Source organism: Lysinibacillus sphaericus (assembly GCF_005217585.1).
GTDB lineage: Bacteria > Bacillota > Bacilli > Bacillales_A > Planococcaceae > Lysinibacillus > Lysinibacillus sphaericus.
This window is the reverse complement of record NZ_SZPT01000001.1, coordinates 994,864-1,015,848: the sequence shown is the minus strand read 5'-3', so window position 1 is coordinate 1,015,848 and position 20,985 is coordinate 994,864. Positions and strand designations below refer to the sequence as shown.

Genomic DNA, 20,985 nt, shown 5'->3' with positions numbered 1-20,985 from the left:
GTACGTCTAAGCTTTCCTTTGGGAACGTTATTTTGAATAAAATTGAATAATTTATTACCTTTAAAACCTAATTGTTTTTTTAGGTGGTGTCTTTGGAACTTCTATTAATCTCGCGACATTCTTGCCTTTATTAAATTTCACCTTGTTCAACCAATATACAAAAGCATCTGTACGGTAACTCACTCCATAAACAGGATTTCCTTCTTCATCTTGATAATGTATTTCCCAATAAGGATGTTGGTTCTTTCTATCAAATAGCCAATCCCAAAATTCCTCTTGTAATCGGTTAATATTTCTCCCTACTTTTGCAAGACAAATCATGTACTCTATGTCATCTTCATATTCAAATCCGACTTTAACAATCATAATACATCTTCCCTTTCTATTTAGTAAATTTTTCAAGACGTAGACTATTATTATTTTTTGACACACCTATTAAAACATTCGTAACTTTTTGGTGTAAGTTCAAACTTTAATTTGGGAACGTTATTAGGTTTAGTTATGAATACTTTATAAATCCTTGTTGCACTAAAGCGCATGTTTGATCAATAAGGAATGCCGTTCGTTTAAAAATTATGTTTAATCTACAAAATATGGAGTAATTCCTACTTCTCTTAATATGTTATTTAAATTGTTGGGTAATATGTTAGCATCAATACCCGATTTAATTAACACTTGTCTAAGTTCAATGAATAGTTTCTTATCAACGGATCTAAATATATACTCAAAATGTTTTTGATTATCTAACCTAAGTAAATACCAAACCAAATTATCATATAAATATGGGAACTCTTGTTTAATGTTTTCTCTATTGTCGAGAAATGATCGAACATAATCCTCAAAACGATACACTTTATTTCCATCGAAATCTTCGTCTTTTTTAAGTTCTTTGATTGGTCTAAAGATAAAAGCTGACCCCAATTGCCAATTACTAAGACCCACAAAAAAAACAAGTAACGAATATTTTCGTATTTCAGGATCTGGATTTGAAAAGTAAAGATAATAATTGTCATAATTATCTTTACTCCAATCTTTAGCTAATCCTGGATAAACTTCGATTCCTGCTACAATCCTCTTAGCTTTATCAAGTACCGTTTTTGACATCGGTTATTCCTCATTTCCTGGCATCATTATTTGAACAATGCTATATAATTACTACTCCAACAACTAGCAGCTATATTTGCTAACTCAACTATCCTGTGCCGTTAGTTGAAGTATAACCTTTCCAAAGCGTCGTTTGGGGATATTTCTTTGTTTACCGTTGTGAATTCGTATAAATCTGGTTATATCCCTTATTTCGCACTCTGGCTCTTTAATGAAACCGTGCGCTGATCCTTATTACACAATCGCGCCCTTTTGTTGAAGATCGTTATTGAACTAAAGCACCCTCAGTTCAATAAGAAAAAAAGAGCTGCATACGCAACTCAATGATTTATAACTAATCATTAACATATATTTACCCCTAGTATATATGTCTATAAGTTCATAGATTTGTTATTTATAGTTTTCAAGATAATTTCCTTTTTCAAAAATTTCTTTTGCACTTAGGGCAGTCCATTCCTCTGGGGTTACGTTTGGGTGCAAATCAAGATAGGATTTTACCATTTTATAGCCTTCACTGTAACCATAACGATTAGGAAGGCCATTACCTCCCAGAATAATTTCGTAAGCCCGATTAAAGTCATACTTTTCAAGATCTAATACAATTTTTGACCAATAATAATTGTTGAATGTTGAATAAATTGGAGCAAAATCAATATCAATATCAGGATAAACTAACTTTTCAAACATAAATGCCTTTCCTTCAAATATTAGATGATCCAAAACAGTAAAAGGTGGAGCATTACGTAAGTACTTCTCTGTCCAAACACTATGATGATATTCGTGAGCCATGCTAGACCTTAAAACATCTTCGTTATAATATTTGTTGTAAAGTACTATTATTTTTCCTGCCCCCACTGTAGTCATTAGTATATTTGTATTTGTGGCAGGAAAAACACATGCAGTTGTTTCTTTTCCAGATGGAAGAAGGTCAGAAGATTTTAAAAGAGCTTCTTTAATAATATTTTCAGTTTCTTCCCTATCAATTTTTTCACTTAATATTTGATTTTCTGTTAAAAGGTCAGGAGCTACATTTAGAACTTCATCTGCCATATTAGGATATTCACCATTCTCAAAACAAACACTATATATTGGTTTAATTACCTCTTCATTATAAATTTCCAATTGTGATTGTTCTGGATTAATTTCAACTTTATCTGCATAGTTTTGATAAAGTTTATAGGCATTGACTATTTTAAATTTTTGACCTGTTTGTGGGTGTTCGAATGATAAAACGATACTTTCAATATCTTGCTTTGCTTTCGATTCTTCAGCTTGTGTACAGGAAGTAAGTGTTAGCAACGTAATTATTAGAAGAAATACGATAACCGTTTTTTTATAATTTTTCAAATAAAATCCCCCTATGTAAAAAACAGACTATTCATCTAATTATTTTACCGTATTTTAGTATTAATTCATCTATTTCTTTGAAATTTCTTATTGAACTAACCTGCCTCGTTAACTTATGTACACTATTTCACAAATTCACATCAAGATTAACATAAAACCCTATTTTTAATTTAAAAGCGTTATTCAATTAAATGGCCCGATTGTTGAATAACCTTTAAACAAAACGATTTAACTAACCTGCGCCACTAGTTTAAGTAAATTTCCGCGATTACTTCTTCACAGACTCCGCTTCTTTCTCCAACTCAATATCCAAACTAGCAATAATAAATGCGCGTTCCTTGTGATATCTAATCCTACTTTTTTAGGTAAATTAAAAAGTAACTCAATATGAAGGGCTTTATATTAAATAACATTTATTGAATTAAAACTCCTGCTAGCGCCGATACTTATTACAGAATCGCGCCAGATTACTAAATGACGAATATAAAACCTTATTACCACATTGCCTTGATATTTAACTTTGATACGGTTCGCCGTGCTGATTGCAATTTGCGACCCTTTTTATATGTAAATCTCCTTATCAGATGTGCTGATAATATCCCTATTCCAACGATAGACTTATCCTATTACTCTTTTTATTTCTGTATTAATGTAAATTTATAAGATGAGTCAAAACATTTACATATAGTTTTTATGATAAGCTGGTAATTATAAACTTCGTATTATGCTCATAATCACCAAATTAAATTGTAATATTTTCATCTGTCACATAAATCACTTTTTCATTCGCTAAAGCAACACTTAAGATGTGATAATCATCATTTACCCATTTTGCTTCAAACAATAGCACTACGTATCTTTCTTCTTCCGTGCCATTTAGTTCTTCTTTCATTACTTTATGATAGAGGTTTGAATCCGTAACTACTCCATGAAGTACGGTTTGAAGAACAATTTCAAAAAGCTCGGTACCTAAGACATCATTGGTATTTTCAAAATATTTGAAACTCGCTGTATAGTCAGTGTAATCATGACATTCATTCTGATATTCAATCATAGACTGTATTATTTCCGGAGTTATTCTATCTAAATTTTCTATAAAATATTGATATGCTTGACAATGTTTCTCGTTGATTTCATCGTCAAAAGTTATTTTCACTTCTTTTTCTAATCCTGAAAACTTTATAAGTCTAATTGCTTCGTATTCTTCAAATTCATTTAACTCTAACTCTCCGAATATAGGGTGCAATAAATCCATAATTAAATTTCCTCCTTATTATAAAAAATAATCTTATCTATTTCCCTATAAACATGCTATATTTCGATGTGTGGTAAGGTCTATGGTTCTTTAATACAACCTTTTATCCGCCCCATCACTACTAACCACTATTATAAGGACTAATCACCTTTATTCAGCAATATTGCCCGATTATGGAACAAAAGATAAATAACATTGAAAATCAATTCAATATTAACATAAATACCCAAAAACAAAATCACCTCTAAGAAAAAACAACGAGGTGATTTTTATCAAGCTTTATTTAGAAAATATATTTAGCTTCACTCACCCTTCACCACTAAACTGCTTTCTCCAATCCTCAAAGCTCATGAATGGTACTGTTACACTTGGTGGATTTACTTCTTTATAAGCTTTGTTAAACGCCTGTCTATATGTTAGCCCTAAATCCTCCATGTAAGCATCTATACGAGCTGCTAATTTCTTTTGGTACGTATCATCCATGTAGTCTTTGCCTCGTCTATATTCGGGTAGTTTTCCATTCACCAAGTAAATCGAATGACACCGACACTGTATATCCATGGATGCAATGCCCCATAACCTTGGCGCTTTTGACTTCCACTTACCATAGTGGTAATAGCCTTCTTTATCAGCCTTTTGCCCGTCTAACTTGCGATGAGACTTACGAACCCTGGTATCAAGTGACGACATCCACACCTTTGTTAGCCGAACGGTTTTACTAGCCTGCTCTTCTACAGCTAAATCGGCTTGTGACCGTACTCTACCACCTTCAGTTCGAGCCACAAGGATGGCTTTCTTCTTGGTCCAGCCCATTGCTTGTTCTATACGATAAGCCATTTCCGTGTAGCTTTCGCCAGCTTGTAGGCTTTGCGCTATCTCGATGTTTAACCGTCTGATTATGTCGTTCCTGTGGGCTTCAAATACCTTCGGAAGTGTTAAAAACTCAACTGGATTAGTTAGAGCTGTTTCAACTGAAGGCAGTACAAAGCCCATTTCTTCGCCTGTAGCTTGTTCTAACAGGTAAGCCATCATTAAAGTATCTCTCAATGTATAGTCGTTCCTCTGACGCTCTTATTAGCTTAATAATTGCTTTATAATCCGCATTGAGCTCTTGAGCTATTAGCTTCATTTCTTGATTGAAGCGATTGTATTTATTGACGTCAGTCCAAGTGGCTTCACCGTTCTTACCAAACTTACGATGCATCTGCAGCATTTGGTCGAGGATGGATTTTAAACGCTTATTAAAGACCACTTTAATGTCTTTTTCAGCCTTCTTCTCCAGTTCATCTAGGATTTTATTAATCTCTTGCTGATTCATAGTTTATCCACTTCTTCAGGATCGTCATCCAAGTCCTCTAAGTCCTCTAAGTCTTTGCCATACACCTTAGTGTCCTTCTCTATCTCTTTTAGCTCATAGTCCACATCATCCACAATCGACATCTTAGAAAGTCGTGTTCGCTCTGACACTAGCCCTTTTAATGCTTGTGATGCTTGTGCCTCAGATAATAAATCCATAGGAACGTTTCGTTTGTACTCGAACCAAAGTTTCAAGTAATCATCTTTCGCGCAGATCCCCTTCTTTGCCCATGCGCTGCACAACACTTTGAATTGATAGCGTAGAGCAGTAGTAAACTTACGCTCCATTGTTTTGCATTTGTTCTCAAGTGCCATCAGTTTAAACTTCATAGCCACGCCACTTGTATTACCGGCAAACGCTTCATCGCTGAAGTTCACACTTTTAGCTAATCGCATGATATTTTCCTCTAAACGATTTAGATGATTCTCAATCATTTGGTCATTGACTTCTTTGGTTAAATATTTAATGTCGTCATCTTCACCCATCAACTCAAAAATACCAGTGCGTGCAACCTTCTGTGCATCTTCCTCATCCATTCCCATGCCTTTAAGTACTAAATACGCTAAACGCCACTGTTCGATTTCGTTAGAAGCATCTGATAAAGTGCGATCGTATGCATCAATCAAGTTATACACTTTATCCGCATCGCCCTGCAGTTCCTCATTATTTGAAATCCCAAATAAAGGACAGTAGTCGAATAAATGTTTGCGCTCATCTTTCAGTACAAAAGATGAATCTTTATCTGCACGAGTGTAGAGTTTTTCAGTTGTAGCATCGTAAAATACCAGCTGCTCAATTTCTACTTTTTCCCCTTCAGCATTCAGTTCTGCGCTTTTAAAATAGCGAAATCCATATTTAGGTTCACTTACTTCTCCAGTTTCTGAAAGGATGATTGTCTCCCATGGATCAATAACCATCGCACGTTCATTTCCTTCAGTGTCAATGTAAAGTAACCTAGCAGAATAGCCACAAATAGCCGTTTTCTTCCCAGATTCACTATCCAAGTCATCAATCGAATTTCGCAAATTAAAAAGCTCAATGGCCTCTGTTAATGATTTAAGGCTTTGAGCTTGTTTATCTACCACATATGAAATTGGATTACCGAACATATAGCCTACTTTCGTGTCTACAATTTCAGCATCAAGTGGATTATTTAGCGTGTTGTTCACTTTATCATCCACTCGTTGTACATGTGCATTGCCTAGGGCGTAGTCTGCAGGTTTACGTGTTAAAATGGGCACTGCTTCAGCTTTATAGCGGTTGTAGTTGAGTAATCGTTTATTTCGTTCTGCTTGTGTTTCTTTTATTAACTTATCAAGTAACAAAGGCGAAATACCATTCCCATCGATGTATTGGATATATTCATTCATGCTGACACCTCCTTATCGGTTTTTCCCTTTGAGAATTGCTTTTTGATAATGTGTGTAGATACCATAACGAATCATGTCTAGTACGTCATTCCATAATCTAATTGGTTCACCAGTTGTGCCATTCCATACATATTGATATATTTCATCTTTGAACCTTTTTACTTTATCTTCAACAATAAAAAGCCGCCCTATTTTAAACATTTTGGCGACTTCTTCAATCCCAGATATTACATTCTTTTTCGCATTGAATGCTCTTAAGCCTTCACGTCTAAAACGTTTTACATGCTCAGGTCGAGCCGAATCACAATAAAAATTAATATTACCATAGCGTTTGCTAATATCCTTCGCAACTGCCACCCAGTAGTCAATTTCTTCATATTGTTTAGCATGTTCTTCACAAAAATAAACGTTCCTTTTTTCATCTTCTGCAAATACACCCATCGCCCCAAAGTGATTGTATCCCCAGTCTACAGCAGCAAAGTATTTAACGATGTTGAGTTTATTAAACTGTTCACTGGAAATATAATGACGATCTTCATTAAAGTCTTTGTATACAATCCCTTCGGCTGCTACCCATAAACCATAAATGTCGCGATCGGTAAACATGCCTGAAGGTGTAGAAGCAATAATGGACTCAACGTATTCAGGATCAAGAAAGATATTGTCAAACAAAGTAAAATGAAAAACTCTGATGTTTAACCTTCCGCTATCCAGTAATTGACCATCATTGTCTATAATGTCTGTCTTAACCGGGTGTGCAGGATTTTCTGGGTTTGTATCATTTGAGCTCCAGGATACGAGCATCGTGAAATGACCTCTTTGACAAACATGTCATGCAATGCCGTACCTTCATTCAAAAATGCTCCAGCTGCAGTAAAACCACGAGCCTTTTTCCAAGCATCTGCATTTGTACCATCGAAGCAGTACACTTTATTACCAAAAACCCGGACGGCATTTGTTTTATCTAACTTTAATTCTTTGCCTAAAATAGCCTCCATATCATCAAGAACATTCCTTCGAATACTTGCTTGTGTGGATCCACCAATAATAAAAGAGAGCCCTTTGTTTTCAAACTTTGCAATGTGCATTAAAAAAAGCAGTATAAGAATAAAAGTCTTACCCGCCCTCTTTGCGCCACTAGCAGCCAATATTTTCGGTTTCTCATGAATAAAACAGTCCATAACCTCTTTTTGTTTGGGTGTGAGCTCTACCATTATTCATCACCTGCTATCTTACGCAACATCTTAGCAATTTCACTTTCCTGTGTTGTTGTATCTCCAGACTGGATTTTGTCGATCTCCAGTTTCGTCTTTTCAATATTCAACTTCATCTGTTCTAGCTTCAATTTGCGTTCATCATCCTGATCCGCCATCTCCACGAACTAACGAATCGAAGAACGCAACTCCCCGATTGCTCTCGATTGAGCAGTGAGTAGTTGCGCCTGTCGTTCCCATGCAAATTGGAAGTTGTATTCAGTTTCGTGAGCAGTATTTTTACCACCTTGCACCTTCTCTCGCTTGAGCTCTTTTATGATTTCGTCTTTTGATTCGACATGCATAATACGTTGAGCTCTAATAATAGCAGCATACTGGATTTGTATTTGATCCCATATTAAATCGGCTGGAGAACGTTCATTCATTGCTTTCATAATTTCTAGAGTTTCTTCTGGTAGGAACTTTTGAAAGAAGCCATGCTTTAGTGCATTTGTGTTTCGTTTCGGAGGCGAAGCGTTTGCATTGCCTTTATTCCCTTTTGCATTGTTGTTTCCTATTGGCGCACCGCGGTTTCTACTTTCAGTCTCTATCTCGTTGTCGGTTGCATCCTCACTAGAAATAGTTGCAACCTTAGCTGTTTTGGTTGCATCCTTTTCAGTTGCATCCCTCGACCATTTCTCACGACTCTTACGGCTCTTTAATGTACCAAGCTTTATCCCATGCTTTTCAGCTAGATCAGCAAGCGTAATCTTCGCGGTTTCCCACTCTTGTTTAATTTCATCCCAATTAGCCATATCTCATACACCACCACCTCCGTCATTTGTTTAGTTACTATATAATTGGTATTAATAGCTTTGAAAATAAAAAAGTGTTGTTTTATTAATCTGCAATTTTGTATTTATTTATAGAATTATATTTTAGTGTTTTGAAACCTTCACTTACTTTGGTAATTTGGTCAATTATTTCATCTAATTTCATATCATTTTCTTCTATTATCAATTTTTCTTCTTCTAAGAAACATAATACTTTTTTCTTCTTTGCTTGAAAACTTTCATTACTATTTAATATCTGGTTTTTGAAATCTACTTTCTCGCGTATTTTATTGTAAACTGATTCAGAATTTTTTTGTAAAATCTTTTTCAATTCATTAATATCATTTTGTTCGAAGTTATAAAAAACAGAAAATTTATTTAGTATATTATTAATACCCATTATTATTTCACTATTTCTTGTTAATGCATTATTCAATAAATCTGCCAATTCGCTATAAGAATTCAATAAAACTGTCGTTTTTTTATTATCTTTGTTTTCTTTATCTTCTAAAAAAACATAATAAGCTTTTGTTGATTTGAATAAGAAATCAATAACTTTAAATGCATTTAATTTGTATTTTAGAAAATAATCATATAACTCAGCTAATAATAATGAAAATTCCTCAATTTGTTTTATTTCAACCTGTAAAATGAACCTTTCTCTCTCTTTTTTGTCCTGTAATTCAGCTGAATTTATAATTGCTTTTCTTTGTTCCTCTAATTGCTCTTTATGATGCGCATTTTGGCTTTCCAGAAGCTCTAAGTGCTGTTTTCTCTGCTCCTCCATTTGCTCCTTTTGTTGTTTATTCTGATTACTTACAATGTATTGAGTTGTTGCAACTACAGCAATCATCCCAATAATACCACCTAAATATGCTCCCCAATAACTTAGCCAACCATCTGTACCTCCTGGTGCAAAACTAAAAAAATCACTTGACATTAGTCCAGCAAACGCCGATGGGACAACAAATAAAATTGCAATTCCTGCAAGTATGAAGACCCATATAGGAATACTCTTTTCTTTTTCATCTTGAACTGGGTTATTTTCAATTGTCATTCTATCTCCTCCTACCTAAAGCATAAGACAAAAGACTATAAATTGGAACAATTTTCTACAAATTCCACTCTCAAAAGTAAGTACTGTTGCCCTAGCAGTAAAGGGGGAAATTTCTCGATACTCACTTTTCAGGGCAAAATAAAAAGCCACAACTCAAAACGAGTGCGACTTATAGAGATTCATCATTTGTAGATTATCATTGCAGAATAAATTAGAGGCAAACCCAGACTATTCACAACACTAGCGGAATACTTAATATCAATAATTTCATGATTTTGAAGTTCTTTTAAATATTCGTTAACTTTGTTTTCGAAATCATCTTTTTTTCGACTATCAATAACTTTAATTTTAGTCATCCATCTCACTTCCCTTCACTCTAATACTAATAAAAATGGTAGTGAATGTCATCATGGCATGACATAATAAAAACCCCTCGAATCCGCTCAAGGGGTCTTGCATTCGTCTATTATTCTATTGTCGTAAAAATGTCGAGTTAGCTCACTTCTAGCAACCGTGGTAGTGCTACTCCACGTTATTATTGCAATCGAATTGATTTAGTACATTTCCGTGCACGTTTAGTAAGTTTGACTGAATTATGGAAAGTGGACGAAGTTAACATAAAAACCACTCCTTTTCCGATTTTTAGCCTTTTATATTCATTAAGATACCTAATCTCTTAAAAAATATGGGCCAGCCACGTATGTCTTGCCCCGAACAAGTTTATGAGGCGCGGGTCGGTTGTCGGTCTGTCTCTCCCTAATATTTATGATTATATAAATACCAAGGGATAAAATATTCCTGTCTGACCTTCCCTTTAGTATACAAAATAAATTTTTAAATACCTAATGTGTAACATATGTAACGTTTATCACATTTGTAACATGTAGTTTTGTATTATTCATTATGCTCTTAATAGAAAATCATTATATTTAGTTTGTAAAGGGCGTTTATGTGAATCATATAAAAATAGACAAAAATAGTCTTTTTTTCGTATTAATAATTCATAAAATAACCATATAGTCCTTATAATTACTCGTTTTATATATACTTGACAAACGAATTAATATAGAATATTTAATAGATTTCATTATTTAGGAGGCTCAAAATGAACAAGGGAAGATTAATAATTACTGTAATATCTATAGTGTTCATAGCATTATTCGTAATAATTGAACCAGTTAAAGCTGTGTATAACTATACTTTCACTGTAACGCCAAAAGTATCTTCTACTACTCAAGTAGATGCGTCATTCTCAGATGTTTATTCAAAAAATACACACTCAACAGCCATCTTAACATTGGCATCACAAGGTGTTATAGAATTAACGGATGGGACATTTAAACCAACCCAAGCAATTACTCGTGAACAAGCGGTTGCATGGTTAAATCGAACATTTAAATTAGAAAAAATACGCTCTTACAGTGGCTTTAAGGATGTAGACAAGTCTAATAAGTATTATGAGGATATTGTATCAGCCTATGAAGCAGGAGTAATTGATGGTTCACAAGGAAATTTCTCGGGCGGAAATAGTATTTCTCGTGGACAAATGGCAAAAATCTTAATTGAAGCATTAGGGCTAGATGTAACTAAGGTAGGAAAAAGTCCTTTCCGTGATACTACAGATCAATGGTTCGAGAATTATGCAACAGTATTATATGAATTGGAAATTACGACAGGGACGACACCTACTACTTTCTCTCCATATGATAATGTAACACGTCAACAATTCGCATCGTTCCTTTATCGTGCTTTACAGAAATTTGAAATGCAACAAGAACAGGAAACTCCGGAGAATGAGTTTTACACAGATGAGGCTCCGACGGTTGTTATGACAGGTGTTGAGGCTATTAATGTCATAAAAAATAAGGAGTATATGAAATGGTTAGATTCATCAGCTGATAAAGTTTCTTTAAGTAGAGACGAATATAGAAAAAACTTTTCTAAACAATTTACTGAGTATTGGGATAGATCACAACTATTTAGAGATTTTTATGCTAATGACATTCTGACTTCCTTGTTAAAAAGGGGTTACGGACCTAATTATAATCCCGTATTTAGTACATTGTATTCGTCTAGTGTAATGTTATCAGACGATACAACCTCTTCTACTATAATTGGAGATTTTTTAGGGTATAGTATGAAAATTTCTTTAAGTTCTTTCCCTAAAAATAGTTATGATAGTTTTGAAATTAGCTTCGATTATCTTAATGATAAATCACTAGAAGATGCTTTAGATGTTATACATACAATGTTCCCGCATTTAGAGATAGATAATGTACTAAAAGACCAGGTTAATATTATAAGATCTAATTCAGATGAAATATTACCTATAATCCAAGATTGGATTGATACTGGTAGTAAAGGTGACTTATACCTTTGGAAATCTGATCTAGCCAATTCTGTAACTTTCCTTGAAGACTCTAGGGATAAAGAAATCGGGATAAAACCAATATCTATATATGATAAATACGGAATAGATCCATTACCAGAAGGTTGGTTCATTCGATTAGGAGTTCGAACTACTGCGTTTGGTATTCCTTTAGGAAGAATCGAAATGGAGATACCGAAATAAAAAGAGGGAAGGTACATTCTGATAACTAGAATGTACCCTTTTCTTTCGCTAACTATTTTTATTTTCACCTGAGCTAAGGACCTAACATCATTCCATCATCTGATTTACTATATTTTCCTTAATGCGTCCAATACTCGTAGCCGATAATCCCATATGTTGACCTATCCAGCGCATTGAACTGCCTTCTAGTAACCAAAACAGCACTTCAATTTCACGAGGTGTATGCACCTTGTCTATACGTTCTTGCACTGCCGTAATCTTATGCTCGTACTCTTTGATGCGCTTAATATGTTTCAAATGTCTAACAACCTCCGAAATTATTGGATCACTTACGCCTCCAGCTGCCTTTGGTAAAGTTGCTTCAATTCCATACTGTGCTGTCTTTGCCCCGACAGTCATACCGTTCCGAAGTTCTTTTACCGTATTCACCATCCAATGATAATTCTTAATCCACTGCAGTAAATCCTCTTTCGTTACTTTAATTTGCCCTTGTTTGCCCATCAGGTTAGCCCCCCTTAAGCTGTGGTATAATGCTTACGAGAAGGCTTAACTAGCAATCCAATTCGAGCTGTAGCGTCTGCAAACGCTGCGGCTTTTTTATTTACTATTATGGTATAATAATCCTAAAAGGAGGGTTATACCTTAATGAATGATTCGATGATGACTATAAAAGACAAAGGCTTCGTTATAATAGATTGGATACCACTACTAATTACACTAGTTCCTTTATTATTAGTAATTTGGTTTGTGATTAAATTCTTAAGCATACATAAGGAACGCAATAAGATTTTGAAGGAAATTTCTAACAAGTTAGATAAGTGACGTAATTAGATGGGAACTCCCATCTTTTTTTAATAAATAATTTCCTCAAAATGTTCAGTAATTCATATTAACAATGTAATTTGTTACATTGAGCAACCTATTGTATAATTTAATTAACAAATATTAGGGGGTTGCGGAATGAGTTTATTCGTTGCTTCTACCTTTGCAATGATCGCTTTAATCTTTGGTTTACTTAATGACATGAAAATCAAAAAATTAGAAAAACGAATCAAAGAACTTGAAAGAAATAAGTGATTATACTACATAACTGGATTCTAAAGCGATTATATAATCGCTCTATTTTCGTTTATTCCTCATATTGTGCAGTGAAAATTAATTTGATATTTGTTCAAATTCATATACATAAAATTTCTTATATCTGCAAATAACAAGAATAATTGCAGAAAGGATTTAAGTTTATGAAAAAAATAATAATCGTTTCGTTGCTTTTAATGAGTCTTCTGCTCATAAATTCTGCTTTTGCTAAATCAGATATAGAATATTTCCCTCAAGATCAACCCCCTAGCGTGATAGAGTTAGCCTTTTTACGCGAATTAGGTATACCAATTCTTGAAACAATGTCCTCATACGGTGATAATCAATTATTCGAATTTGAAAGGATTGAAAAGATTGAAAGAAATAGACAATATGACTATTATGATGTTAGTTTAAGGGTGATTTCGTTTGAAGGTGCACACAATCCACCATATAAACTAATTAACATCACTTTTCGTATACCACCTGGATTACCTTCAGAAAAGTATAAAGTGATTTCAAATAAGGCTGTCATTTCATATAAGGCTAAACACATTACTCCTGAAGAAGTTGAAAAGTTATCTAAATTTACTAATTAACTCAAAATTTTCACTGAACATTTTCATAATGTGCTGCACAGATTTAAGTTGTATATTTACCCTTAATCTACACAAATTATTGTGAAGTGTATCGCACGCACTTATTTGGTTGTGGTGCTAGTTGACAGTCACTACCTCTCTCATTTTTAGGGTCACAGCTCAGTGACCCTTTTTTAATTTCTTTCCTCAAAATGTTCAGTAAATTATTTTTCTTCTTTATAAGACTCCAAAAGTTCAATTAATGCTGGAACGGCTTCTTCATTCAAAGAATACCTCTCATTCATATAAAAGCTTCCTGTATTTGCACTCGCGTAATACCATAAATCAATGATTTCTTTCGAGTTATCATCGTATATCACTTCAAGCTTATATAAAGGACCTTCATCTGTATGAGGTTGTGATAATATAGTGGCATCTTGCATTGCATCTTCAAAAAGTTTTATTTCAGCAGCATTTTCAACTTCTTGTTTATCTAACTTAGCATTTGTACCTTGTCCAATCACAATTATTTTTTGAATTTCACCTGCAAACTCAAAAGTTTTCTTCTCTTCATTATTACAACCGACAAGAAACAACAAAACGAATATTATAAACATTTTTTTCATTAGATCCCAGACCTCTCACTATTTGTTTAATAGATTAGACTTAAAATCTATTAAACAGTTACAAAATGCCGAAATTTTCATTTACTGTACATTTTCTATCAAATACGATGGCACTCCCCGCAGTTTCTCATATGATATCCTTCAAATTATTCAGGTCTGTTAATAAAACAACTTAAATCAGTTCTTCTCTAACTGCCTTACTTGCTTATAAGTTCTATGAATGTCATTTTGAATACCATTAACCAGTCTCATGAAGCCTTCACTCCCTCAGTAGATGCAATAGCATAATCCAAAGCTTCGTCCTGTGTGCTCAACCCTTTCAGTAACCGTAAAGCTTCAAGGTTCTGATAAAACCCTATCTCGTTTTCTTTGTACTGATATTTTTTGTAGAGGCCTATGTGTAACACCAACTGATTGATTAAGTATTGTTCACCCATTCCTCGTCCCTCGCTTTAATTTGATTCTCGCTATATGTCAAAATACGTTTAGGCTTCCCGTACTTTTTACCAACCTCTTCTCTCGTCATACCATGCTCTAGCCAACAATGCTTTTTCGTAATGATGGTCCCAATGTGATGACAGCCAGGCACAGGGCATTTCAGCAGTTCTGCATTTGGTGCGTACCATGTGAAATTTTTAGTCATCTGTATCACACACCACCAATTTATTAAAAGCCTTGCGATCACCTGTTTCTAGAGCGATATCGATAGCAGCCGCTTTGTAATTTTGTTTGTTGAATTCCTCTAGATCATTCACGAGGTTTTTTAGTTCCCACTCACATCTCGCCTCACGAACCTTGGCTAAAATCTGTTTTAAATCATGATTCATACCGTCAACCTCCAATCAAGGGGCTATGCGCCCCCTTTATTTCAATCGCCAGTCAGTGCCTTCCGTCTCTAATACGTCACCATTTTTATCTAGTAATCTACTAGCACTTGCATACCCAATACGCTCCGCAATAGTTGCTCTATCCTCATTGCTATTAAAAATGATTGGTAATTTCCGTTTGTAACGCTCGTCGATAATGTAGTAATACAAACCTTCGCGAGCTTCTGTCCACTTTGCTTTTCCTACATCATCCCAAACGAGTACATCTGCTGATAACACGTTGTTTAATAGCGCGTAATACGTTTCACTATTATCATTCATCCGCTTCGCTGCCATCATTTCATCCATAAAGGCAACATCGGATACAACGAGCACATTAAAGCCTTTTTTGATTAGCTGTTTAGATAATGCGATTTGCAAGTGTGTCTTTCCAATACCAAAGTTATTATGTCTATTTTTCAGCTCTAAACGCTCGTTAGGTGGTAATGCACGAATCCGTTGCTCTCCGATAGTCGCAATAAAGCCAATGTTTTGAGCTCCTTGCGTTTTCAGTTCATCACGAGTAACAGGAAAAGCGTCTAAGTAGGCTTTAACCATCGAAAACATGCGCTGTTGCATATCGGTATCACAAACATAGTTTTCAAAATTTGCATGTACAAATTCTTCTGGAATCAACGCGTTCTTAAATCTTCGTTTCCACCTGTTCACCTCTCGACAATCACAAGGTTTATGAATCTCGTATTTTTGACTGCCCATGGTCTCGTAATGGGAGAAAACGAATTCTGTTCCTTTACACTTTGGACACTTATCCTCCCCATGCTCGTTTGTCTCGTTCGAGCTGCTCATAGAAGGCTTCGATGCCTGTTCTTGCATGAATTGTAGAATTTCTTGGAATCTGTTTGATTTTATTGTGTCTTTTATCCATTCCATTTACTTTAGCCTCCTTCGATACCCAGTCGGCATAAGAATGAATCCCTTTTTCAATGGCCCAGTTTCGTAATATTCCCTCCACATACTCAATACTTAGCTTGCCAAGGTCTGCCGTTAATTTCATTGCTTCGATAATGAGTAAGTGATCTGGATACAGCTCAAGCAATCTGTCCATTTTTCTATGATCCGTAAAGTTGCTGATTCTGATTTTTGAATCAAAGCAATTTTTAATTTCTAAGAAAGGATTGACCGACCGATTTTCTTTTTTCTCTTCTCTCTCTTTTCTTTCTTTCAGTACTTGGTTAATATCAGTATTTAGTTTATTCAATACTTGGTTATTATCAATACTTAGTAGGGGCGGATTTTCCACTAGTGGTTTTTCCACTTGTGGGTTTTCCTCTAATGGCTTTTCCACTGGTGGGATTTCTACTGATGGTTTCTCCTCTTGTTGGATAGGCGCTTCATGGACAATCGTCTCCCAAGCAACGATCCTTTTCGTTTTTTCATCTCTAACTGGTTTACGCTCTACATAGCCGTTATCTTTAAGCTCTTTTAGTCCACTTTTGAACGAATCTTTGCCATCTGTAGCATGCGTAATTAATTCGTCCATATAAAACACCCAATCATCTGGCATTGAAAGCATATAAGCCATAATGCCTTTAGCTTTCCAAGATAGACGGTTGTCATTTAATGCTGTACGATTCATCACTACATAGTTGTTGTTTTTAGCTACTCGGATAATCCCCATTTGCCCTCGCCTCTCCTTAACTCGACCTTTTTTAAAGGTTTTTATTTATTCCTTAAACCAAATTGATATAATATTGTAATGAACTATTTATTTGAACATCATTTATCCACTGAAAAGAGGTAATTTATGAATAAAAGTTTCGTGCATCATTTATGCATCCAAACCAATACATACACCGAATCGTTAAAATTCTATACAGACATACTGGGTTTTAAAGTAGTACAAGAATCACCTGATTTTCACGGACGCAATTTTAATACATGGATTCAATTGGGCGATTTTTATATTGAACTGCAAACTGGAAAACAAAATGAAATACTATGTGACGTAAACACAAATTCCCTGGGTCTAGTTCACTTTTGTTTATGGGTAGAAGATTTAAAATCAGAAGTATCTCGCCTTCATGAATTAGACACTGAATTCTTAATGAAGAATAATGAAATAATTTACCATGTTGAGAATGGTAGCTTATGCAAAATAAAAGCACCTGAAGGAACAATAGTAGAACTTCGTAACAACAAAGGAATTTAATACTTTAATTCCTAACTCTAAATGTCACCTTTACATATCGTTTTTATAAGAACCCCTCTAATCTTTCACACACCGCAAAACTACCCTTGATTTTGATAATTCGATAGTTTGGATATCTAATCATGTATTGCAACACCAAACGTTTGATTTGATCGTTATCCTTTGCCTGTTGAAAGATCCAAGCAGGCAGAAGGACTTTGTGTGGTACGTCACTGTTCAATTATCTTTTCCTCTTGAACTGGTTCTGCTTCAATGATTGAATAATCTGTGACATCAATAACATCACTCATATCCTCCGATACCTCGTTCTTAATCGTTTCATCAGCCTCTACTACCTTCTGCAACTCGATTGATTTAGGAGAATATTTTAATACTTCTTTTAGTACAGTTTTTTTAGCCATTGCGTCATAGTTAGTTTTCCAAGGGCTTGTCGAACCTTTTTGAACGGCTTGCGAAAACTGTTGAGCATGTTTATCAATACGTTCTCTTGTCCAGTAAACAAAGTCGTATCCACCATTTTTTAAATGGTACACAGCGTAGTAACCGATTGGTTCGCCTTCTGGATTTGTCGAAGGTACATGTACAAGATCTTTGTGTAATCCGTATGCAAACGAAAATTCATCTTCCTTATACACTTCATGCGCATAAATGGCTTTATATTGACCACTACGAACAGCTAAATCAATTAAACCTTTATAACCTAACTGGAACTGTACTTGTTTGCCATATGGGATTAAATAAGCTTGTCCTAGCCCTGTATTTAGCTCCACTCCTAGTTGAGCAGATTGCATAAGTGCTGCTAGAAAACTCATTTGGTCACATTCTAATAGTTTTGGTGTAGCACGAACTGCTGTTAAGGCAATTCGTGCAATACGATCAGCATCCATGTGTTTAGGTAATGCTCGTTGAATTTGAGGACCCATACGCTTTAACAATTTGTTTAATGATTGTTCTGGTGTAAGACCTTGTTGTACTTGACCTTGTATTTGCGCTTTTAAGTCATTTGTAGTTGCCATGTTTAATTCGCCTCCTTAATCGACAAACGGCGAAATAATGATTCATTGCAATATTTCTTATATAGCTCCGGTTGTTCTTCCTTTAATCGCTTGCTATCAATTCGATTAGTTGTAATTGTTTTATAAGTCACTTTAAATCGATTCGAATATCCTTCCACGGCCTCACCAAGCTTTATTTTTAGTTGATTTTCATATTCTTTACGTTGGTTTTCAAGTTGTTTTTCTTCACTTTTTAATGATTCAATCGCCTCAATTAATGTGTTCATCTGCTCGTCCAACATAATGGCTGAACCATCATCCTGAGGGAACATTTTGGCTAAAAACTCACTAGCAGATGAACTACCATCAATCGCCGGAGGTACGTTAGCAAGGACATGGTTATGCCAAAAGTCTTTTTCTCGCTCGATCATTAACTCAATAAATTCATCATCACGGGCAACTTCTTTCCACACAAAATTGTTCCCACCAATCAAAACCGCAATATATGCCTTTTCAAATCCAGTGACCGCTAGATAATGTTGCAACTGACAAATATATGCTGCTGGTACTTCGTCACCTTCCCAGGCATCTTTGTTGTACGTAGATGTTGTTTTACATTCAAGGATTGCTCTCTCTCCAACGATTCGGCGATCTAAGTTAGCTATCATAAATTGATAATCAGGATGTCGTAGCATACGATTCACACGCTGTACTTTTTTACGTGTTCGTCTTGCAAATTCTTGTGCAACAATATCTTCTAGCACATTGCCCCAGTAAACAAATTCATTGTCGATTTCTTCAACCATTTCAGATGTCTTTTCGATGAATAACTGAAACGCTGACTTCCAGCGATTAAATCCAAGAATTGCTGATGCATCTGAACCACCGATACCGCTTTTACGTAGTTGGAGCCATTCAATACGATCCATCTTTAAAGTAGATACTGCTTCCATTCTTTTAACCTCCTGTGTTAAAATAACGATAATTAATGTTTTTTCTAAGCCACTATTGCGAGTAGTGGTTTATTTTTTTGTGCAAAATGAAGCTTTAAAGTGCTCTTCTAAGTACGTGTGAATGTTATCCATGTGAACAATATCACCGTTCTGAAACTCCATGTAATCGTCATTGCTTACTATTAAACTGCCATAAAAATCCCGAAATTCTTTCTCAACCAAGTGATTTGTCGATACTCGATTAACTGTTTCGAGTGTTCCTAATACCATTGGATTCTCAACTTGAAGATTCATGTCCTCACCTTCTTTCTGATGGACTTTCCCATCAAGCAGCTTGTAAAATCAATTGAGGAGCCGGCTAACCAACCCTTTTTACAAACTGCTTGACGAGAGCGAGTTGCGACTCGCAAACGTCGATTATTGTGGTATACTATGTGTAGACAAAACCGCACTGCTGTTTAATCGTTCCCGCGATTAAGCAGCTTTTTTATTGCCAACAAGCAATAACTACTGGTACACCAATGGCGATGATGATTAGACCACACTTCACACAGAACACTTTGTGGCGGTGGTCACGGCCATCGTCTGGCATGTAAAAGTAATCCACTAACCACTTCACCATCGGCACCACCAATTGCCGACCGACACTAGACGTTGTTGTAACGACAATTTACTCCATCGTTTAAACTTGAACATCTTGTACCTCCCACTGCTGGATGTGATCTATCACTCTATCTACTTCTGCTAAATCTATTTTTTGATGGGCTTTTAAAGCTTTCAGACTTCTGATAATGTCATAGGCTCTTTCAATAGCTAAGTCGTAATCTTCCATTATTAAATTGGATTCAATTGCTCCTATTGCTCCGTATATCGCCTTTCGATGCTTGATTATTGTCATGACATCCACCATATAAAACCTCCTCCGATAAACGGTAATAATTGATTAATGATTGATAAAGTATCCATTCCAAACATCATGGCAGCCGCTGCAACTTGTCCATCCGTAATTTGTATCCATTGCATAAATGTAGGCATATCAATGGTTTTAGTTTCTTTTTCAAACTTAGAAATACACGAACGGCTGCGATGTAGTTTGTCTGCTAGTTCTTGTTGTGTGAGATTGGCTTTTACTCGTAGCGCTTTTAAAATTGCTCCATATGACATTGGTCTCACCTCCTCTCAATGTTCCAAGGCGGAACAAGGGATAGCAAAAGCAGAACCAATTGTTGTTGATAGTTGAGGTAAAATAGTGTCAAGAGGTTGTATGCCCAATCACTTAAGTAAGTACGTAGGGCTTAATTGGTCTTAATGCTTTTAGTGAATTAGGGGCTAACCCTGTATTTAAATCAATCCACTGTGTGTTGGCTTCTACCCATTGAATAAATAAGTGAGAGGGTACTAAAACACCCGCTTCTCGCAATACCGGAAAATCTGCTCTTGCAAGCAACGCTGAAGCCTTTGTATCCGCAATTCGAAGCAATTTTTTTAACTCTTCTTTCGTTAAAAACGGTGGCAACTGTTGAATTTGTACATATGTCCCCTGTAAAGTTGCTTCCATCTCCTCACGAATCATCGTGCGAAACTCAAGCATCATTTTCTCCTTAAAATCCTCGCTAAACATTACCAGCCCTC

Annotated in this window: 25 protein-coding genes and 2 pseudogenes; 3 read left to right on the top strand and 24 right to left on the bottom strand. The window is 35.3% G+C overall.

Features of this window, described 5'->3' with window-relative positions; translation table 11 throughout:
* Window positions 1-60: 60 nt before the first annotated feature.
* From FC748_RS05100 to FC748_RS05050, 11 genes and pseudogenes are all read right to left on the bottom strand, one after another.
* Window positions 61-366, bottom strand: coding sequence for a hypothetical protein (locus FC748_RS05100; protein ID WP_108030188.1), 306 nt, complete (start codon window positions 364-366; stop codon window positions 61-63).
* A gap of 213 nt (window positions 367-579) precedes the next feature.
* Window positions 580-1,104 carry a hypothetical protein gene (locus FC748_RS05095; RefSeq protein WP_108030187.1) on the bottom strand — a complete coding sequence of 175 codons (525 nt, stop codon included), beginning with the start codon at window positions 1,102-1,104 and terminating at the stop codon, window positions 580-582.
* Window positions 1,105-1,494: 390 nt separating this feature from the next.
* Window positions 1,495-2,451, bottom strand: coding sequence for a DUF2268 domain-containing putative Zn-dependent protease (locus FC748_RS05090; RefSeq protein ID WP_108030186.1), 957 nt, complete (start codon window positions 2,449-2,451; stop codon window positions 1,495-1,497).
* A 742-nt stretch (window positions 2,452-3,193) separates the two neighbouring features.
* Window positions 3,194-3,706: a DUF6985 domain-containing protein gene (locus FC748_RS05085; RefSeq protein WP_108030185.1), complete on the bottom strand. Its 513-nt coding sequence runs from the start codon at window positions 3,704-3,706 to the stop codon at window positions 3,194-3,196.
* A gap of 306 nt (window positions 3,707-4,012) precedes the next feature.
* Window positions 4,013-4,738: a phage head morphogenesis protein gene (locus tag FC748_RS05080; RefSeq protein ID WP_244311191.1), complete on the bottom strand. Its 726-nt coding sequence runs from the start codon at window positions 4,736-4,738 to the stop codon at window positions 4,013-4,015.
* Window positions 4,674-5,024, bottom strand: a complete 351-nt coding sequence (locus FC748_RS22230) for a hypothetical protein (RefSeq protein WP_238600166.1) — start codon at window positions 5,022-5,024, stop codon at window positions 4,674-4,676. The genes FC748_RS05080 and FC748_RS22230 overlap by 65 nt, the downstream gene beginning before the upstream one ends.
* Complete coding sequence (locus tag FC748_RS05075; RefSeq protein WP_108030184.1) at window positions 5,021-6,433, bottom strand: phage portal protein; 1,413 nt, start codon at window positions 6,431-6,433, stop codon at window positions 5,021-5,023. The genes FC748_RS22230 and FC748_RS05075 overlap by 4 nt, the downstream gene beginning before the upstream one ends.
* 12 nt (window positions 6,434-6,445) lie before the next feature.
* Window positions 6,446-7,647, bottom strand: a pseudogene (locus FC748_RS05070) (PBSX family phage terminase large subunit).
* A pseudogene (gene terS / locus FC748_RS22175) lies at window positions 7,647-8,441 on the bottom strand (phage terminase small subunit). Before terS ends, FC748_RS05070 begins: the two co-directional pseudogenes overlap by 1 nt.
* Before the next feature lie 85 nt (window positions 8,442-8,526).
* Entirely contained in the window at window positions 8,527-9,516 is a 990-nt protein-coding gene (locus FC748_RS05055) for a hypothetical protein (protein ID WP_108030183.1), read from the bottom strand.
* Between the two features lie 182 nt (window positions 9,517-9,698).
* Window positions 9,699-9,872: a sporulation protein Cse60 gene (locus tag FC748_RS05050; RefSeq protein WP_108030182.1), complete on the bottom strand. Its 174-nt coding sequence runs from the start codon at window positions 9,870-9,872 to the stop codon at window positions 9,699-9,701.
* 749 nt (window positions 9,873-10,621) lie between these two features.
* Between FC748_RS05050 and FC748_RS05045 the strand changes: the two genes are divergently transcribed.
* Window positions 10,622-12,088, top strand: a complete 1,467-nt coding sequence (locus tag FC748_RS05045; RefSeq protein ID WP_108030181.1) for an S-layer homology domain-containing protein — start codon at window positions 10,622-10,624, stop codon at window positions 12,086-12,088.
* Window positions 12,089-12,175: 87 nt separating this feature from the next.
* On the opposite strand, the gene FC748_RS05040 is transcribed toward FC748_RS05045, so the two are convergent.
* The gene (locus FC748_RS05040) at window positions 12,176-12,589 is read right to left on the bottom strand and encodes a helix-turn-helix transcriptional regulator (protein ID WP_108030180.1); all 414 of its coding nucleotides are present in this window, start codon (window positions 12,587-12,589) and stop codon (window positions 12,176-12,178) included.
* A gap of 740 nt (window positions 12,590-13,329) precedes the next feature.
* On the opposite strand from FC748_RS05040, the gene FC748_RS05035 reads away from it, so the two are divergent.
* Window positions 13,330-13,764 (top strand): DUF3888 domain-containing protein, encoded by a 435-nt coding sequence (locus FC748_RS05035; protein ID WP_108030179.1) that lies wholly within the window; start codon window positions 13,330-13,332, stop codon window positions 13,762-13,764.
* A gap of 203 nt (window positions 13,765-13,967) precedes the next feature.
* Here the strand turns inward: FC748_RS05035 and FC748_RS05030 are convergent, their stop codons facing one another.
* The 5 genes from FC748_RS05030 to FC748_RS05010 all read right to left on the bottom strand — a co-directional run bounded on the left by FC748_RS05030 (window position 13,968) and on the right by FC748_RS05010 (window position 16,874).
* A complete protein-coding gene (locus tag FC748_RS05030) occupies window positions 13,968-14,369 on the bottom strand; it encodes a YhfM domain-containing protein (RefSeq protein WP_108030178.1) in 402 nt (133 codons plus the stop codon).
* Window positions 14,370-14,787: 418 nt separating this feature from the next.
* Window positions 14,788-15,012: a hypothetical protein gene (locus FC748_RS05025; RefSeq protein ID WP_108030176.1), complete on the bottom strand. Its 225-nt coding sequence runs from the start codon at window positions 15,010-15,012 to the stop codon at window positions 14,788-14,790.
* Window positions 15,005-15,196, bottom strand: a complete 192-nt coding sequence (locus FC748_RS05020) for a hypothetical protein (RefSeq protein WP_108030175.1) — start codon at window positions 15,194-15,196, stop codon at window positions 15,005-15,007. Before FC748_RS05020 ends, FC748_RS05025 begins: the two co-directional genes overlap by 8 nt.
* 36 nt (window positions 15,197-15,232) lie before the next feature.
* On the bottom strand, window positions 15,233-16,042 hold the full coding sequence (locus FC748_RS05015) for an ATP-binding protein (protein WP_108030174.1): 810 nt from the start codon (window positions 16,040-16,042) through the stop codon (window positions 15,233-15,235).
* Entirely contained in the window at window positions 16,002-16,874 is an 873-nt protein-coding gene (locus FC748_RS05010; RefSeq protein WP_108030173.1) for a DnaD domain protein, read from the bottom strand. The genes FC748_RS05015 and FC748_RS05010 overlap by 41 nt, the downstream gene beginning before the upstream one ends.
* A 126-nt stretch (window positions 16,875-17,000) precedes the next feature.
* Here FC748_RS05010 and FC748_RS05005 point away from each other — a divergent pair, with 126 nt between their 5' ends.
* Window positions 17,001-17,405 carry a VOC family protein gene (locus tag FC748_RS05005; RefSeq protein WP_108030172.1) on the top strand — a complete coding sequence of 135 codons (405 nt, stop codon included), beginning with the start codon at window positions 17,001-17,003 and terminating at the stop codon, window positions 17,403-17,405.
* 209 nt (window positions 17,406-17,614) lie between these two features.
* Here FC748_RS05005 and FC748_RS05000 read toward each other — a convergent pair whose 3' ends face one another.
* From FC748_RS05000 to FC748_RS04975, 7 genes are all read right to left on the bottom strand, one after another.
* Window positions 17,615-18,421, bottom strand: a complete 807-nt coding sequence (locus FC748_RS05000; protein ID WP_108030171.1) for a phage-derived integrase/recombinase RecT — start codon at window positions 18,419-18,421, stop codon at window positions 17,615-17,617.
* Between the two features lie 2 nt (window positions 18,422-18,423).
* Window positions 18,424-19,353 carry a YqaJ viral recombinase family nuclease gene (locus FC748_RS04995; protein WP_108030170.1) on the bottom strand — a complete coding sequence of 310 codons (930 nt, stop codon included), beginning with the start codon at window positions 19,351-19,353 and terminating at the stop codon, window positions 18,424-18,426.
* A gap of 69 nt (window positions 19,354-19,422) precedes the next feature.
* Window positions 19,423-19,647, bottom strand: a complete 225-nt coding sequence (locus tag FC748_RS04990; RefSeq protein ID WP_108030169.1) for a YqaI family protein — start codon at window positions 19,645-19,647, stop codon at window positions 19,423-19,425.
* Window positions 19,648-19,840: 193 nt separating this feature from the next.
* Window positions 19,841-19,975, bottom strand: a complete 135-nt coding sequence (locus FC748_RS22390; RefSeq protein ID WP_279633372.1) for a hypothetical protein — start codon at window positions 19,973-19,975, stop codon at window positions 19,841-19,843.
* A 60-nt stretch (window positions 19,976-20,035) separates the two neighbouring features.
* Complete coding sequence (locus FC748_RS04985; RefSeq protein WP_108030168.1) at window positions 20,036-20,263, bottom strand: hypothetical protein; 228 nt, start codon at window positions 20,261-20,263, stop codon at window positions 20,036-20,038.
* Window positions 20,248-20,517, bottom strand: coding sequence for a type II toxin-antitoxin system RelB family anti-toxin (locus tag FC748_RS04980; RefSeq protein WP_108030167.1), 270 nt, complete (start codon window positions 20,515-20,517; stop codon window positions 20,248-20,250). The genes FC748_RS04985 and FC748_RS04980 overlap by 16 nt, the downstream gene beginning before the upstream one ends.
* A gap of 112 nt (window positions 20,518-20,629) precedes the next feature.
* Window positions 20,630-20,974 (bottom strand): DNA-binding protein, encoded by a 345-nt coding sequence (locus FC748_RS04975; protein ID WP_238600164.1) that lies wholly within the window; start codon window positions 20,972-20,974, stop codon window positions 20,630-20,632.
* Between the last annotated feature and the right edge of the window lie 11 nt (window positions 20,975-20,985).

Bases quoted from the DNA above. Each gene is read 5' to 3' on its own strand.
- FC748_RS05100 (WP_108030188.1), bottom strand. From the start codon at position 366: ATGATTGTTAAAGTCGGATTTGAATATGAAGATGACATAGAGTACATG.
- FC748_RS05095 (WP_108030187.1), bottom strand. From the start codon at position 1,104: ATGTCAAAAACGGTACTTGATAAAGCTAAGAGGATTGTAGCAGGAATC.
- FC748_RS05085 (WP_108030185.1), bottom strand. From the start codon at position 3,706: ATGGATTTATTGCACCCTATATTCGGAGAGTTAGAGTTAAATGAATTT.
- FC748_RS05080 (WP_244311191.1), bottom strand. From the start codon at position 4,738: ATGATGGCTTACCTGTTAGAACAAGCTACAGGCGAAGAAATGGGCTTT.
- FC748_RS22230 (WP_238600166.1), bottom strand. From the start codon at position 5,024: ATGAATCAGCAAGAGATTAATAAAATCCTAGATGAACTGGAGAAGAAG.
- FC748_RS05075 (WP_108030184.1), bottom strand. From the start codon at position 6,433: ATGAATGAATATATCCAATACATCGATGGGAATGGTATTTCGCCTTTG.
- FC748_RS05055 (WP_108030183.1), bottom strand. From the start codon at position 9,516: ATGACAATTGAAAATAACCCAGTTCAAGATGAAAAAGAAAAGAGTATT.
- FC748_RS05050 (WP_108030182.1), bottom strand. From the start codon at position 9,872: ATGACTAAAATTAAAGTTATTGATAGTCGAAAAAAAGATGATTTCGAA.
- FC748_RS05045 (WP_108030181.1), top strand. From the start codon at position 10,622: ATGAACAAGGGAAGATTAATAATTACTGTAATATCTATAGTGTTCATA.
- FC748_RS05040 (WP_108030180.1), bottom strand. From the start codon at position 12,589: ATGGGCAAACAAGGGCAAATTAAAGTAACGAAAGAGGATTTACTGCAG.
- FC748_RS05035 (WP_108030179.1), top strand. From the start codon at position 13,330: ATGAAAAAAATAATAATCGTTTCGTTGCTTTTAATGAGTCTTCTGCTC.
- FC748_RS05030 (WP_108030178.1), bottom strand. From the start codon at position 14,369: ATGAAAAAAATGTTTATAATATTCGTTTTGTTGTTTCTTGTCGGTTGT.
- FC748_RS05025 (WP_108030176.1), bottom strand. From the start codon at position 15,012: ATGACTAAAAATTTCACATGGTACGCACCAAATGCAGAACTGCTGAAA.
- FC748_RS05020 (WP_108030175.1), bottom strand. From the start codon at position 15,196: ATGAATCATGATTTAAAACAGATTTTAGCCAAGGTTCGTGAGGCGAGA.
- FC748_RS05015 (WP_108030174.1), bottom strand. From the start codon at position 16,042: ATGAGCAGCTCGAACGAGACAAACGAGCATGGGGAGGATAAGTGTCCA.
- FC748_RS05010 (WP_108030173.1), bottom strand. From the start codon at position 16,874: ATGGGGATTATCCGAGTAGCTAAAAACAACAACTATGTAGTGATGAAT.
- FC748_RS05005 (WP_108030172.1), top strand. From the start codon at position 17,001: ATGAATAAAAGTTTCGTGCATCATTTATGCATCCAAACCAATACATAC.
- FC748_RS05000 (WP_108030171.1), bottom strand. From the start codon at position 18,421: ATGGCAACTACAAATGACTTAAAAGCGCAAATACAAGGTCAAGTACAA.
- FC748_RS04995 (WP_108030170.1), bottom strand. From the start codon at position 19,353: ATGGAAGCAGTATCTACTTTAAAGATGGATCGTATTGAATGGCTCCAA.
- FC748_RS04990 (WP_108030169.1), bottom strand. From the start codon at position 19,647: ATGAATCTTCAAGTTGAGAATCCAATGGTATTAGGAACACTCGAAACA.
- FC748_RS22390 (WP_279633372.1), bottom strand. From the start codon at position 19,975: ATGGTGAAGTGGTTAGTGGATTACTTTTACATGCCAGACGATGGCCGT.
- FC748_RS04985 (WP_108030168.1), bottom strand. From the start codon at position 20,263: ATGGTGGATGTCATGACAATAATCAAGCATCGAAAGGCGATATACGGA.
- FC748_RS04980 (WP_108030167.1), bottom strand. From the start codon at position 20,517: ATGTCATATGGAGCAATTTTAAAAGCGCTACGAGTAAAAGCCAATCTC.
- FC748_RS04975 (WP_238600164.1), bottom strand. From the start codon at position 20,974: ATGTTTAGCGAGGATTTTAAGGAGAAAATGATGCTTGAGTTTCGCACG.